We start from the raw sequence: 14,450 nt of genomic DNA on the forward strand, positions 1-14,450 counted from the left end.
ACCCGTTGGCCGATACGATTCGCCCACCTCAGTTGATTGACTATGGGAGGCAAAGCGGTGGCCACGGGGAAGGACCGGCAGAAGCAGCTGGCACGCGAGCACTACGAGCGGCAGATGCAGCGCCGCCTGGAGCGTGAGCAGCGCAACAAGCGCACCGCGATCATCGGCTCCACGGTGGGCGTGGTCGTCGTGGTGGGCGGCATCGTCGCCGCGGTGGCGATGCTGGGCGGTGGCGACTCCGCGACGGAGGCAGCCAGCACCCCGACCGCCTCCGCGCCGCAGGAGACCGCCTCCGCGGCCGCGCAGCCCAAGCCGTACGATCCGGCGACCGGCACGTGCGGCTACGTCGCCGACACGGCGGGCGGACAGGTCAAGGACGTCGGCATGCCGCCGGCGGAGGTGAAGCTCAAGCCGGCCACCAAGACGATGACGCTGGAGACCAATCTCGGCGACATCGTGGTGACGCTGGACAACGCCAAGGCGCCGTGCACCGTCAACTCGCTGGACCACCTGGCGAGCAAGAACTTCTACGACCGCAGCAAGTGCCACCGGCTCGGCAACGACAAGTTCCCGATGCTGCAGTGCGGCGACCCGAAGGCCAAGGCCGACGGCAAGGCCCAGGGCGACGGCTCGGGCGGGCCCGGCTACGTGATGGTCGAGGAGAACCTGGAGGGCGCCACCTACAAGCGCGGCGTGATGGCGATGGCCAAGACGCAGGCGCCGGGCTCGACGGGGAGCCAGTTCTTCCTCGTGTACGGCGACATCGGTCTCACCCCCGATTACACACCGGTGGGTACGATCACGAAGGGGCTCGACATCCTGGACAAGGTGAACAAGGCGGGCGTCATCGGCGATTCGGGTGATGGGACCGGAGCTCCCAAGGAAACCGTCGAAATCAAAGACGTGACAATCAGTGGCAAGAGCTGACGTAATACAAACTAGGGACGAAGAGTCCCGAAGGGTCTGATGGAAAGTGCGGGAGGACACGGTGAGCACCGACCCGTGGGGCCGGGTAGACGACGACGGCACCGTCTACGTGCGTACGGCTGAGGGAGAGCGGGCCGTCGGGTCCTGGCAGGCCGGCGAGCCCGAAGAGGCACTGGCCTACTTCCATCGCAAGTACGACGAACTGGCCGGCCAGGTCCAGCTCCTGGAGCAGCGCGTGCGCGGCACCGACCTGGCTCCGGCGCAGGCCGAGGCCAGCATCGTCAAGCTGCGTGAGGCGGTCTCCGACGCGCACGCCGTCGGCGACCTGGGCGCGCTGACGGCCCGCCTCGACACCCTCTCGGAGCTGGTCGCCCAGCGCCGCGAGGAGGTCAAGGCGGCGCGTGAGCAGGCCCGGGTCGAGGCCAGGGGCGTCAAGGAGCGGATCGTCGCCGAGGCCGAGCGCATCGCCGACGAGACCACTCACTGGAAGTCCGGCGGCGAGCGGCTGCGCCAGCTCGTCGAGGAGTGGAAGGCCGCCGACCGCATCGACCGGGTCACCGAGGCGCAGCTGTGGAAGCGGCTCTCGGCCGCCCGCACGGCCTTCGCCAAGCGGCGCAAGCAGTACTTCGCCGGGCTCGACGAGCAGCGTGAGGGCGTGCGCGCCGCCAAGGAGGCCATCGTGGCCGAGGCGGAGGCGATCGCCGGCTCGACCGACTGGGGCGAGACCGCGGCCGTCTACCGCGACCTGATGCAGCGCTGGAAGAGCGCCGGCCGCGCCTCCCGCGAGGTCGAGGACGAGCTGTGGGCGCGCTTCAAGGGCGCCCAGGACCAGTTCTTCCAGGCGCGTTCGGCCGTCTTCGCCGAGCGTGACGCCTCGCTGGCCGCCAACGCGGAGGTGAAGCAGGAGCTGCTGATCGAGGCCGAGAAGCTGCTCCCGGTCACCGACGTGCGCGCGGCCCGGGCGGCGCTGCGCAACCTGCTGGAGCGCTGGGAGGCCGCCGGCCCGGTGCCGCGCGAGCAGCGCGACCGGCTGGAGGGCGGGCTGCGCAAGGTCGACGACGCCGTGCGCAAGGCCGAGGACGCCGAGTGGAAGCGCTCCAACCCCGAGGCCCGCGCCCGCGCGCAGAGCACGGTCGACCAGCTCCGCACCTCGATCGAGCAGCTGGAGAAGCGGCTGGCCAAGGCCCAGGCCAACGGCCGGGCCAAGGACGCCAAGGAGGCCGAGGAGGCGATCATCGCGCGCCGCTCCTGGCTGGAGGAGGCCGAGCGCACGCTGGCCGAGTTCAGCTGACGCGCGTGGACGAGATCCGGTCCGCCGTCCCCGGCGACTATGACGCGATCGCGGCGGTGGTCGACGAGTGGTGGGGGCGGCCGATACTGCCCGTGCTCCCCCGGCTCTACCTCGACCACTTCCACCGCACGAGCTTCGTCGCCGAGGGGCCGGCCGGGCTGGCCGGCTTCCTCGTCGGCCTCGTCTCGCCGTCGCTGCCCGGCGAGGCGTACATCCACTTCGTCGGCGTCAGCCCGCACGAGCGGGCGGCCGGCCTGGGCAGGCGCCTGTACGGGCGCTTCTTCGACCTGGCCCGTGAGCACGGCTGCCACGTGGTCAGGGCGATCACCTCCCCCGTCAACACGGCGTCGATCGCCTTCCACCGGCGTCTGGGATTCGAGGTGAGCCCGCCGGTGCCCGGCTACAACGGCCCCGGTAACGACCTGGTCACGTTCTCCCGGCGGCTCTGAGACCTATGCTGGCCGTCATGGATCCCGTGACGGCCGCGCGCACCCTCGTCGAGGAGCTCTTTCCCGGCGCCCTGTACGCCTTCCTCGGCGGCAGCTCGGTGACCGGGCGGCGCACGCCCACCTCCGACCTCGACGTCGTCGTGGTGATCGACGGCCTGGCCCGGCCGGTGAAGGAGTCGCGCCGGTGGCGGGAGTGGCCGGTGGAGCTGCTCGTGCACAGCCGCACCAGCCTGCTCGCCTTCGTCGAGCAGGACGTCGCGCGCGACCGGCCCACGCTGATGCGCCTGTGCGCCGACGGCGTCCTGCTCGTGGACCGCTCGGACGGCCAGGCCGCCGAGCTCCAGCGCGAGCTGCGCGCCCGCCTCGACGCCGGTCCCGGCCCGCTGCCCGCGCCCCGGCTCGACCGGGCCCGCTACGTGCTGTCGGACCTGCTGGACGACCTGGCCGGCGGCGGCGACCCCGGCGAGCGCGCCTTCACCTCCTGGCACGTCGTCGAGGAGACCGCCCGGCTGGCGCTGTCGCTGGCGGGCCGCTGGCACGGCAGCGGCAAGTGGCTGCTGCGCGAGCTGCGCGCCCAGGACCCCGAGCTGGCCGCCGAGCTGCTGGCCGCCCGCGACGACCCGGCCCGGCTGACCGCCGCCGCGACCGGCGTCCTCGACCGCGCCGGCGGCCGCCTGTGGGAGGGCCACCGCATCGAGGCCGACCCGTTCCACCAGCCGCTGCGCCACGTGCCGTCCTCCGGCCTGTCCGGCGGCACCGCGCAGACGCCCGGCATGCGGCGACTGGCCGCGATCAGCGACGGCACGACCGGGTCGCGGCGGCTGTGGATGGGCCAGACGCACGTCTCCCCCGCCACCCGCTCGGCCGACCACCACCACGGCGCCTCGGAGACCGCCATCTACGTGGTCAGCGGCACCCCGTCGTTCGTCTTCCTGGAGGACGGGCGGGAGCGGCGCGTCGACACCGGGCCCGGCGACTACGTCTTCGTGCCCCCGTACGTGCCGCACCGCGAGGAGAACCCCGACCCCTCGCGGGAGGCCGTCGTCGTCATCGCGCGCAGCACCCAGGAGGCGATCGTCGTCAACCTGCCCGACCTGCGGCCCCGCTAGCTGCCCGCGCCGCTCACCCGGTAGACGTCGAAGACGCCCTGGATGCTCCTGACGGCCTTGAGCACGTGGCCCAGGTGCTTGGGATCGCCCATCTCGAAGGTGAACTTGCTGACCGCCACCCGGTCGCGCGAGGTGGTGACGGAGGCGCTGAGGATGTTGACGTGCTGGTCGGACAGCGTACGGGTGACGTCGGACAGCAGGCGCGGCCGGTCGAGCGCCTCCACCTGGATCGCCACCAGGAACACGCTGTCGTCGCCCGGCGACCAGCTCACCTCGACCAGCCGGTCGGGCTGAGTGCGCAGCTGCTGGACGTTGGTGCAGTCGGCGCGGTGCACCGAGACGCCGTGGCCGCGGGTGACGAACCCGACGATCTCGTCACCGGGCACCGGCGTGCAGCACTTGGACAGCCGCACCCACACGTCGGCGTCGCCCGCCACGACCACGCCGGCCCCGCCGCCCCTGGGACGGCCGCGCAGGCGCGTGGGCAGCGACGTCTCGGCGATGTCCTCCTCGGCGCTCTCCACCCCGCCGATGGACGCCACGAGCTTCTGCACGACCGTCTGCGCGGCCGTGTGGCCTTCGCCCACGGCCGCGTACAGGGCCGAGACGTCCGGGTAGCGCAGGTCGCGGGCCAGGGCCAGCAGCGCCTCACCGGACATCAGCCGCTGCAGCGGCAGGCCCTGCTTGCGCATCGCCCGCCCGATGGCCTCCTTGCCCGCCTCGATCGCGGTCTCGCGGCGCTCCTTGGAAAACCACTGCCGGATCTTGTTACGGGCGCGGCCGGACTTGACGAACTTGAGCCAGTCGCGCGACGGCCCGGCGTCGGGCGACTTGGAGGTGAAGATCTCGACGGTGTCGCCGTTGCCCAGCCGCGACTCCAGCGGCACCAGCCGGCCGTTGACCCGGGCGCCGATGCACCGGTGGCCCACCTCGGTGTGCACGGCGTAGGCGAAGTCGACCGGCGTGCCCCCTTCGGGCAGCGGGATGACCTGGCCCTTGGGGGTGAAGACGTAGACCTCCGACACCGACAGGTCGAAGCGCAGCGACTCCAGGAACTCGCCCGGGTCGGCCGTCTCCTTCTGCCAGTCGAGGAGCTGGCGCAGCCAGGCCATGTCGCTGCCCGGCTTGACCTTGCCGGCGGGGCCGGGGCCGCCGACCTCCTCCTTGTACTTCCAGTGCGCGGCCACGCCGTATTCGGCCCTGTGGTGCATGCCGTGGGTGCGGATCTGCAGCTCCACCGGCTTGCCCTCGGGGCCGATCACCGTCGTGTGCAGCGACTGGTACATGTTGAACTTGGGCATCGCGATGTAGTCCTTGAACCGGCCAGGGACCGGGTTCCAGCGCGCGTGGATCGTTCCGAGCGCCGCATAGCAGTCGCGCACGCTGTCGACGAGGACCCGGATGCCCACCAGGTCGTAGATGTCGTCGAAGGCCACGTCGCGGGCGATCATCTTCTGGTAGACCGAGTAGTAGTGCTTCGGCCGGCCCTTGACCACGGCGCGGATCTTGGCGTCGCGCAGGTCGCCGGAGACCTTCTCGATGACCTCCTGCAGGAACAGGTCGCGACGCGGCGCCCGCTCCGACACCATGCGCGCGATCTCGTCGTAGCGCTTGGGGTAGAGCATGGCGAACGCCAGGTCCTCCAGCTCCCACTTGATCGTGTTCATGCCCAGGCGGTGGGCCAGCGGGGCGAAGATCTCCAGGGTCTCGCGGGACTTCTGGTGGCGCTTGTGCTCGGGCAGGTAGCGCATCGTGCGCATGTTGTGGAGCCGGTCGGCCAGCTTGATGATGAGCACCCGGATGTCGCGCGACATGGCGACGACCATCTTGCGCACGGTCTCGGCCTGGGCGGCGTCACCGAACTTGACCTTGTCGAGCTTGGTGACGCCGTCGACCAGCGAGCCGATCGTGTCGCCGAAGTCGCCGCGCAGCTCGTCCAGGCTGTAGGCGGTGTCCTCGACCGTGTCGTGCAGCAGGGCGGCGCAGAGCGTCTCGTCGTCGGTGCCGAGCTCGGCCAGGATCGTCGCCACGGCCAGCGGGTGCGTGATGTACGGGTCGCCGCTCTTGCGCTTCTGATCGCGGTGGTGATAGGCGGCCACGTCGTAGGCGCGCTCGATCAGCCGCAGGTCGGCCTTGGGATGGGTGGCGCGGACGGTCCGGAACAGCGGCTCCAGCACCGGGTTCATGCCACCACCCCCAAATCGCCGTCGACGTGCCGCGGGCGCGCCGGGCACGGTCTCGGCGCTGCCTGCGTCCGCTACGTCGGGCGCGACCACATCACGGGGCACTCAGACTCCTCACTTTCGAGTCCAGGTCCCCCAGTGTATCCAGGCGGCGAACCTGGGCCGCCGCGGGTCCTGCTCAGACGATCACCAGGGCGTGGGTCTCCACCCCCGTCAGGCGCTCGCGCCCCTTGAGGAAGGCGAGCTCCATGAGGACGGCCACGCCGACGACCTCGGCTCCGGCCCTGCGCACCAGCTCGACCGTCGCCTCCGCCGTGCCGCCGGTGGCCAGCACGTCGTCGACGATGAGGACGCGGTCGCCGGGCTGGAACGCGTCGGCGTGCACCTCGATGGTCGCGGAACCGTACTCCAGATCGTAGGACGCCTCCAGCGTGGCGGCAGGCAGTTTGCCCTTCTTCCTGACCGGCACGAATCCCGCGGCGGCCCGGTAGGCGACCGGGGCGGCCAGGATGAAGCCGCGCGCCTCGATGCCGACGATCTTGTCGACCTCGTGCAGCCCCGCCAGCTCGTCCACCACGGCCGCGAACGCCACCGGGTCGTCCAGCAGCGGGGTGATGTCCTTGAACAGCACCCCGGGCTGCGGATAGTCGGGGATGTCCCGGATGCGCTCCAGGATCATCGTGCTCAGCTCGGTCTTCACGTCACTCCTCGGGGGCTGTCCACGCTTGCGGGCTCCATGATGGCCCATGACGGGCGGTAATCCGACCAGCGCCCCCGGAGCCCACCCGCGGCCCCGCGAGCGCTCAGGGGGCGTTCAGACGCACTCACGGGGGCGTTCAGACGCGCGGACGCCCCCGCCCGGTCGCATGGGCGGGGGCGTCGGCGAAGCGGTCAGCCCTTGGCCGTGGCCGCGCTCCTGGAGCCCTTCGACCCCTTGGCGCCCTTGCCGCCCCCGGTGGAGGCCAGCCGGCGGGCGATGGCCTGGTAGCGCGGCTCCCGCTCCTTGAGCGTCACCAGCAGCGGCGTGGCCACGCAGATCGAGGAGTAGGTGCCGACGATCATGCCGACGAACAGGGCCAGCGACAGGTCCTTCAGCGTGCCCGCGCCCAGCACCGTGGTGCCGATGAACAGGATCGCCGCCACCGGCAGGATCGCCACCAGCGAGGTGTTGAGCGAGCGGATCAGCGTGTGGTTCAGGGCGTCGTTGGCCGCCATCGAGTAGGTCTGCTTCGACGTCGCGCCCAGCTTGGCCGTGACCTCCTTGATCATGTCGAACACCACGACCGCGTCGTACAGCGAGTAGCCGAGGATCGTCAGGAAGCCCAGCAGCGTCGCCGGCGTGACCTCGAAGCCCGACCAGGCGTAGATGCCGGCCGTGATGACCAGGTCGTGGATGAGCGCGACGATCGCCGCCAGCGCCATCTTCGGCTCGAACGCCATCGACAGGTACAGGATGATCGCCACCATGAAGACGGCCAGGCCCCACCAGGCCTTGGTGGACACCTCACCGCCCCACGAGGCGCCGATCGACTGGATGTTGACGTCGTCGACCGTGACGCCGTACTCCTTGGCGATGACGCTCTGCAGCTCGAGGGTCTTGCTCTCGGGCAGCGTCTCGGTCGTGACCCGGTAGCGCTCGCCGGCCGTCTGCACGATCGGCTGGTGCACGCCCTCGTCCAGGAACGTCTCGCGGACCTGCTCGATGCCGACCGTCGTCTTCGGCTGCCAGGAGAAGACCGATCCGCCCTTGAACTCGACGCCCAGGTTGAGCCCGTTGATCAGCAGACCGGCGATGGAGATCGCCAGCAGGATGCCCGACAGGCTGTACCACAGCCGCCACTTGCCGACGAAGTCGACGTCGATCTCGCCCCGATAGAGGCGACGCCCCAGTCCCATCTCAGGCCTCCTGCGGGGTGGTCTTGTGGCCGGAGCCGGTGGAGGAGTCGAGGCTCATGCGCTCGGCGTCCAGACCGGACAGCGGGTGCCCCTTGGCGAAGAACTTCACCCTCGCCAGCAACGCGATGAACGGCTTCGTGAACATGAACACCACCACGATGTCGATCAGCGTGGTCAGGCCCATCGCGAACGCGAATCCCGCCACACCGCCGACCGCCAGCAGGTAGAGCACGACCGCTGCGATGAACATGACGGCGTCGGCGATCAGGATCGTGCGCCGCGCGCGGACCCAGGCCACCTCGACGGCCGCGCGCAGCGACCGCCTGCCTTCCTTCATCTCGTCACGGATGCGTTCGAAGTACACGATGAAGGAGTCGGCCGTGATGCCGATCGAGACCACCAGGCCGATGATGTGCGGCAGCGACAGCCGGAAGCCGGCGTTGTGGCCGAGCACGACGACCGCGGTGTAGGTGAGGATCGAGGCCACCACGAGGCTCAGCACGGCGACGATGCCCAGGCCGCGGTAGTAGAGGAGGCAGTAGACGACGACCAGCGCCAGGCCGATGATGCCGGAGACGAGGCCGCCTTCGAGCTGGTCCTGGCCCAGCGTCGAGGAGACGGTGTCGATGGAGCTGCGCTCGAACTTCAGCGGGAGCGCGCCGTACTTGAGCTGCTCGGCCAGCTCACCGGCGCTCTGCTGATCGAAGCCGCCGGTGATCTCGGCGCGTCCGCCGGGAATCGGGCTGATGATGTTGGGGGCGGTGATGACCACGCCGTCGAGGACGACCGCGACCTTGTTGCGCGGCTCCTGGGAGTTGAAGGCGGCCGAGGTGAGCTTGCTCCACTCCGTCGCGCCCTTGCTCTTGAAGTCGAGCTGGACGACCCACTCGGTGCTGCCCTGCTGGACGCCGGAGGTCGCGGTGTCGATGTCGGTGCCGACGACCTTGGCGACGTCGAGAATGTACTTGAAGCTGCCGTCCGACTCACAGGCGGCGTACTGCTTGTTCGGGTCGTCCTGGACGCCCTGGCCCCGGTTCTTCGGGTCGGTGCAGTCGAGCGCGTGGAACTGCTTGAGCACCGCCGGGTCGACGCCATCGGTGTTGATGCCGGCGTTGGGGTCCTGAGAGGGCTCCGGGGTCGGCGTCGCGGCCTTCTGGTCACCCTTCTGGTCACCCTTTTGGTCGCCTTGCTTGTCACCCTGCTTGTCGTCGCCCTGACGGTCGTCGCCCTGTCTCGCCGTCTGCGACGGGCTCGGGACGGGCGAGGTCAGCGCCGACGACAGGGCCTTGCCCGTCGGGGACGCGCTGGGCTGGTTGCCGCCCGGCGAGCGCGAGGGCATCGACCGGGGCTGCACCGTGGTGGTCGGGGTGGCGTCGGGGGAGGCGTCCGGCGAGGCCGGGGTGGCGTCGGGGGAGGCGCCGGGCGAGGAGGAGACGCCCGGCGACGCGGAGCCGCTGGGCGTCGGGGCCTCGGTGGCGAGCTGCTCCTGGCCGAGCTGCGTCATCTCCATCCAGAGCACCTGCCGGAACCGCAGCTCCGCGGTGGTGGCGACCAGCTTGATGGCCTCGCTCTGCCCGACGCCCGGGATCGAGATGATGATGTTGTCGCCGGACTTGGCGACCTCTGCGTCGGAGATGCCGGTGCCGTTGACCCGGTCGCGGATGATGTTGACCGCGCGGTCAAGGATCTCCTCAGGCGGAGCCGCACCGGTCTGGGTGACGGGTGACAGCGTCACCGTCGTGCCGCCGGCGAGGTCGAGTCCCAGCTTGGGCGTGTACGCCTTCTGCAAGAACATCGTCCCGGCCAGGGCGAGGATGAGCGCCAGGAGCAGCAGGAGCGTGCGCCCCGGCTTGCTGTGGCTGCTGGTCGGTCGGGCCACTGGTCGTCAGTTCTTTCGGATAGGGGTTGGTGGCTGAGCCTTCTCAGGACTTCTTGGAGTCCTCACCGTCGGCGGTGCCGCTCTCACCTGTGACGGTGTCATCGCTCTCATCCGCGGCGGGCTCGTCGGCCACCGGCTCACCCGGCGTCACGACGCGGCCGATGGCGGCCTTGACCCAGCGGGTCTCGATGCCGGGGGCCACCTCAAGGACGACGTCCTCGTTGTCCACCACGACGACCGTGGCGAACAGGCCGGTGGTCGTCATCACGCGGGTGCCGGGCGTCAAGGAGTTCTGCATCTTGATCGCCTCCTGCTGGCGCTTGCGCTGCGGGCGGATCAGCAGGAAGTAGAACACCACCACCAGAAGGATCAGCGGCAGGATGCTTCCGAGTTGTCCCATGTCCATCAGGGGCGACCTTCCATCTCGTACAAAGAAGTTTGACACCGGCCTCGCGCCGGAAATTCCGTGCGTTGCTTCGGGCCGCGCCGCTCAGCCCGTCAGCCTACACAGCCAGCCAAGCCACGGAGTGTAGGCGGTTGTTGCGAAACGCGGCAACGAAGCAGCGTTTCGGCGCGCGGGGAAGTTCCCAATTTGAAACGGTTGCAACCGTTCTGTAATCAGTCGACAGATGTCGCTCCGAATGCATGCGGTGGGGGGGTCATGCCTAGGTGCGTCCAGGCGGCGGCGGTGGCCACCCGGCCGCGCGGCGTGCGCGCGAGCAGCCCCTGGCGCACCAGGAACGGCTCGGCCACCACCTCCACGGTCTCCGGCTCCTCGCCCACGGCCACGGCCAGCGTCGACAGCCCGACGGGCCCGCCGCCGAACTTGCGCAGCAGCGCGCCGAGCACCGCCCGGTCGAGCCGGTCGAGCCCTTCGGCATCGACTTCGTAAAGATTGAGCGCCGCCGCCGCGATCTCCCGGTCGATGACCCCGCCGGCGCGCACGTCGGCGAAGTCGCGCACCCGGCGCAGCAGCCGGTTGGCGATGCGGGGCGTGCCGCGCGAGCGGCCGGCGATCTCGCGGGCGCCCTCCTCCGGCAGGTCGACGCCCAGCAGCCCGGCCGAGCGGTGCAGCACCAGCTCCAGCTCCTCGGGCTCGTAGAAGTCCATGTGCGCGGTGAAGCCGAACCTGTCACGCAGCGGCGCGGGCAGCAGCCCCGCCCGGGTCGTGGCGCCGACCAGCGTGAACGGCGCGATCTCCAGCGGGATCGCGGTCGCGCCCGGCCCCTTGCCGACCACGATGTCGACCCGGAAGTCCTCCATCGCCAGGTAGAGCATCTCCTCGGCGGGCCTGGCCATCCGGTGGATCTCGTCGATGAACAGCACCTCGCCCTCGGCCAGCGTCGACAGGATCGCCGCCAGGTCGCCGGCCCGCTCCAGCGCCGGGCCCGAGGTGATGCGCAGCGGGGCGCCCAGCTCCGCCGCGATGATCATGGCGAGCGTCGTCTTGCCGAGCCCCGGCGAGCCGCTCATCAGCACGTGGTCGGGCGGGCGCTGCCGGCGCAGCGCGCTCTCCAGCACCAGCGACAGCTGCTCCCTGACCCGGGACTGGCCGATGAACTCCGCCAGCCGCTTGGGCCGCAGCGCGGCCTCGATCTGCAGCTCGTCGCCGCCGGCGTCGGGCGACACCAGCTCCCGTTCGAAACTCACGTCTCACCCGCCTCCCGCGTCGCCCTCCAGCATCCCACCGCGCCGGGACCGCCCGCGCCACCAAGCTTCATCGCACGCTCAGCGCGCGCAGCGCCGACTTGAGCAGCGCGGCCACCTGCGGGGTGCGCCCGGCGGCCACCTCGGCGTCGGCCTCGGGCTCCACCGCGGCGACGGCCTCGTCGGCGTCGCGCGCCGAATAGCCCAGCCCGACCAGGCCCGAGTGCACCTGGTCGCGCCACAGCGCCACGCGCCGCTCGCCGCGGATCGCCGCGTTGACGGCCTCCTCCGGGGTGCCGAGGCGGTCCTTGAGCTCCAGCACGATCCGCTGCGCGCCCTTCTGCCCGATGCCCGGGACCTGCGTGAGCGCCTTGAGATCGGCGGCGGCCACGGCCACCCGCAGCGCGTTGGGCGTGTGGACGGCGAGCATCGCCAGCGCCAGCTTGGGCCCGACGCCGCTGGCCGTCTGCAGCAGCTCGAACACGGCCCGCTCGTCGTCGGTCGCGAACCCGTACAGCGTCAGCGACTCCTCGCGCACCACCAGCGAGGTGGCCAGCCGGGCCTCCTCGCCCAGACGGAGCGTGGCAAGCGTGCCGGGGGTGCAGTGGGTCAGGATGCCGACGCCGCCGACCTCGATGACCGCCCCGTCGGGAGCGATCGCGGCCACCCGGCCGGCCACCGACGCGATCACGACGCGCTCCCCTCGCCACGCCCACCGGACCGCCGCGCCACGACGGGCTGTCCGGGCTGTTCGGGCTGATTCGGCTGTACGGATTGTCCAGGCTGTACGGGCTGCCCTGGCTGCACGTGCTTCCCGGGCTCTACGGGTTGGCCCAGCTGCACGGGTGGGCGGGACTGCCGGGGCGCGGCGGACTCTGGTGTCGGGGCGGGCTCCCGCGTCGGGGCGGACTGCCGGGGCCGTACGGGCTGCCGTGCCGGGGCGGGCTGGGCGGTGGTGCGGCGGCGGGCGGTGGCCAGGGCCTCGGCCAGGCGATGCTGCGGGCCGCCGCGCCACACGTGGCAGATGGCCAGCGCCAGCGCGTCGGCCGCGTCGGCGGGCTTGGGCATCTCCTTGAGGCGCAGCAGCCGCGTCACCATGGCGCCGATCTGCTTCTTGTCGGCCGTGCCGCTCCCGGTGATGGCGGCCTTGACCTCGGAGGGCGTGTGCAGCGCCACCGGGAGGCCGCGCCGGGCGGCGCACAGCACCGCGATGCCGGCGGCCTGGGCGGTGCCCATCACGGTGCGCACGTTGTGCTGGCTGAAGACGCGCTCCACGGCGACCGCGTCGGGGCGTACGTCGTCGAGCCAGCTCTCGATCCCCGCCTCGATGCCCACCAGGCGCGCGCCCAGCTCCTCGTCGGCGCCCGTGCGGATCACCCCGACGGCGACCAGCCCGAGCGGCGCGCCGGGGCGGCCCTCGACGGCCCCGATGCCGCACCGGGTCAGCCCCGGATCGACGCCCAACACCCGCACCGGTCTGCCTCCGTTCGCCGAACACCTGTTCGGCACGAGACTCTACCCCGGCGGGCCCGGTCGCGCACCGGGAAACGCCCGCCGGAAGCACCCGGTCCACCGAACTGGCGGCCGTCCGTGGCCATCGGGAGTGGCCCGCCGTGGCCCATCGGGGGGTGGCCCGGCCAGTCAGTCGGGGCCCCGGGGGCTGATCGACTGACCCGCCGTGGCCCCCGGGGCCGGTCGAGGCCCCCGGGTCCGGTCGAGTGGCCCGCCGTGGCCTATCGGGGCCGCCGGGGGTTCATCGGGTCCGCCAGGCCGCTCGGGTGGGCGAGCCCCTCAGGATGGGGCGAACTCCCCTCCGGGCGGGCAAACCCCTCCGGGAGTGCGGGCCCCTCCGGGATGGCAACCCCTCGGGGTGGGCGAGCCCGGCGAGGTGGGCGGGTTAGAAGTAGTCCAGCATGTACGGCTTGGCGGCGAAGACGGTGTCGAGCACCTCGTCGTGGCGTTCGTCGCCGGACATCAGGCCGCTGCGGCGCAGCGTGGCGGCCGGGACGCCGGAGTAGAGGGCGGACAGGGCGTTGATCCCGAGCAGCGGGACGCCGTCCCCGGGGTCGCGGTCGAGCCGGGTGGCCGCGCCGGAGCCGCCGGAGAACTCCAGCCGCCAGACGCCGGAGTTGGCCGGGCGCAGCGGGTCGTCCACCCGCACCACGGCGGCCGCCGACACGCCCGCCGGATAGCCCCTTCGCTCGATCGCGGCGGCCAGGTCGAGCACCCGGAACATCCACCGGGTCTGCTCGACCGTCTCCTTGCCGCGCTCGCGCAGCAGCCACAGCACCGGGTCGTCGGGGGCGACGGTGGCGACCACCCGTTTGGCGATCGAGGAGGCAGTGCCCACCAGCGACCACAGCGCGGCGGCGGTGTCGGCGGAGCCCGCCACCAGGTTGTCGACCTCCATGTCGCCGCCGCTCCAGCGGTAGACGAGGAAGCCGTCGGCGGCCAGGTAGAGGAAGTCGTCCTCCTCGGCGAGCCACTGCCGCCAGATCGTCTCGTCCCAGGAGATGGGGCCGCTGGAGCGGGCGGCGCCGTGCACCCGGTGCAGGACCGAGATCACCTCGGCCGCGTCGTCGGGGCTCATGCGGCGCAGCTTGACCTGCTGCGACGGCGCGAGGACGCGCAGATCCTCGGCGCGCAGCGTCACGATGTGCCGCGCCCCGGCGTGCTCGAAGCCGAGCTTGCGGTAGATCGGCGTCGTGGCCGGGTAGAGGGCGGCCACGGCGTCGCCGAGCGTGACGGCGCGGTCCAGGGCCGCGCGCATGATCATGGTGCCCAGGCCGCGGCCCCGGTCCTCCGGGCTGACCGTGACGCTGGCGACCCCCGCCAGTGACTGCGGCCTGCCGTGCCACCACTGGGTGAACGGTCTCAGCCGGGTGGTGGCGGTCAGCCGGTCGCCGTCGAAGGCGCCGAGGTAGCGGCCTTCGGGCAGGCCGGGCAGCACGGTCGCGCGCCAGCTCCGCACGTCGGCGGCGGACAGCAGCCCGAAGGAGCGCTTACGGATGTCGAGGGCGGCGTCCAGGTCGTCGGCCGTCAGGTCACGGATCTCCACAGTGCCCCAAC

General features: G+C 71.6%; 12 protein-coding genes and 1 pseudogene. 4 read left to right on the top strand and 9 right to left on the bottom strand.

Annotated features, from left to right (window positions below; all coding sequences use genetic code 11):
* The first annotated feature begins 57 nt into the window (after nucleotides 1-57).
* The 4 genes from ACBI99_RS29775 to ACBI99_RS29790 all read left to right on the top strand — a co-directional run bounded on the left by ACBI99_RS29775 (nucleotide 58) and on the right by ACBI99_RS29790 (nucleotide 3,776).
* Nucleotides 58-927 carry a peptidylprolyl isomerase gene (locus ACBI99_RS29775; protein WP_375074017.1) on the top strand — a complete coding sequence of 290 codons (870 nt, stop codon included), beginning with the start codon at nucleotides 58-60 and terminating at the stop codon, nucleotides 925-927.
* 61 nt (nucleotides 928-988) lie between these two features.
* On the top strand, nucleotides 989-2,218 hold the full coding sequence (locus ACBI99_RS29780; protein WP_219502179.1) for a DUF349 domain-containing protein: 1,230 nt from the start codon (nucleotides 989-991) through the stop codon (nucleotides 2,216-2,218).
* Nucleotides 2,215-2,667: a GNAT family N-acetyltransferase gene (locus ACBI99_RS29785; RefSeq protein ID WP_375074106.1), complete on the top strand. Its 453-nt coding sequence runs from the start codon at nucleotides 2,215-2,217 to the stop codon at nucleotides 2,665-2,667. Before ACBI99_RS29780 ends, ACBI99_RS29785 begins: the two co-directional genes overlap by 4 nt.
* 17 nt (nucleotides 2,668-2,684) lie before the next feature.
* Nucleotides 2,685-3,776, top strand: coding sequence for a cupin domain-containing protein (locus ACBI99_RS29790; RefSeq protein WP_375074018.1), 1,092 nt, complete (start codon nucleotides 2,685-2,687; stop codon nucleotides 3,774-3,776).
* On the opposite strand, the gene ACBI99_RS29795 is transcribed toward ACBI99_RS29790, so the two are convergent.
* The 9 genes and pseudogenes from ACBI99_RS29795 to eis form a co-directional block, all read right to left on the bottom strand.
* Entirely contained in the window at nucleotides 3,773-5,962 is a 2,190-nt protein-coding gene (locus ACBI99_RS29795; protein WP_219502174.1) for a bifunctional (p)ppGpp synthetase/guanosine-3',5'-bis(diphosphate) 3'-pyrophosphohydrolase, read from the bottom strand. The genes ACBI99_RS29790 and ACBI99_RS29795 overlap by 4 nt on opposite strands.
* Nucleotides 5,963-6,137: 175 nt before the next feature.
* On the bottom strand, nucleotides 6,138-6,659 hold the full coding sequence (locus ACBI99_RS29800; protein WP_219502173.1) for an adenine phosphoribosyltransferase: 522 nt from the start codon (nucleotides 6,657-6,659) through the stop codon (nucleotides 6,138-6,140).
* Between the two features lie 191 nt (nucleotides 6,660-6,850).
* A complete protein-coding gene (gene secF, locus ACBI99_RS29805; protein ID WP_219502172.1) occupies nucleotides 6,851-7,855 on the bottom strand; it encodes a protein translocase subunit SecF in 1,005 nt (334 codons plus the stop codon).
* Nucleotide 7,856: 1 nt separating this feature from the next.
* Entirely contained in the window at nucleotides 7,857-9,734 is a 1,878-nt protein-coding gene (gene secD / locus ACBI99_RS29810; protein WP_357587477.1) for a protein translocase subunit SecD, read from the bottom strand.
* Nucleotides 9,735-9,777: 43 nt separating this feature from the next.
* Nucleotides 9,778-10,134, bottom strand: a complete 357-nt coding sequence (gene yajC, locus ACBI99_RS29815) for a preprotein translocase subunit YajC (RefSeq protein WP_246644319.1) — start codon at nucleotides 10,132-10,134, stop codon at nucleotides 9,778-9,780.
* Nucleotides 10,135-10,352: 218 nt separating this feature from the next.
* The gene (ruvB, locus tag ACBI99_RS29820) at nucleotides 10,353-11,384 is read right to left on the bottom strand and encodes a Holliday junction branch migration DNA helicase RuvB (RefSeq protein ID WP_375074019.1); all 1,032 of its coding nucleotides are present in this window, start codon (nucleotides 11,382-11,384) and stop codon (nucleotides 10,353-10,355) included.
* Nucleotides 11,385-11,451: 67 nt separating this feature from the next.
* Entirely contained in the window at nucleotides 11,452-12,072 is a 621-nt protein-coding gene (gene ruvA / locus ACBI99_RS29825) for a Holliday junction branch migration protein RuvA (protein ID WP_219502169.1), read from the bottom strand.
* Nucleotides 12,073-12,359: 287 nt separating this feature from the next.
* Nucleotides 12,360-12,854, bottom strand: a pseudogene (gene ruvC / locus ACBI99_RS29830) (crossover junction endodeoxyribonuclease RuvC); the annotation flags it as partial.
* A gap of 424 nt (nucleotides 12,855-13,278) precedes the next feature.
* Nucleotides 13,279-14,439: an enhanced intracellular survival protein Eis gene (gene eis / locus ACBI99_RS29835; RefSeq protein ID WP_375074020.1), complete on the bottom strand. Its 1,161-nt coding sequence runs from the start codon at nucleotides 14,437-14,439 to the stop codon at nucleotides 13,279-13,281.
* Nucleotides 14,440-14,450 lie beyond the last annotated feature (11 nt).

This window comes from Nonomuraea sp. ATR24, from assembly GCF_041950485.1.
GTDB lineage: Bacteria > Actinomycetota > Actinomycetes > Streptosporangiales > Streptosporangiaceae > Nonomuraea > Nonomuraea ceibae.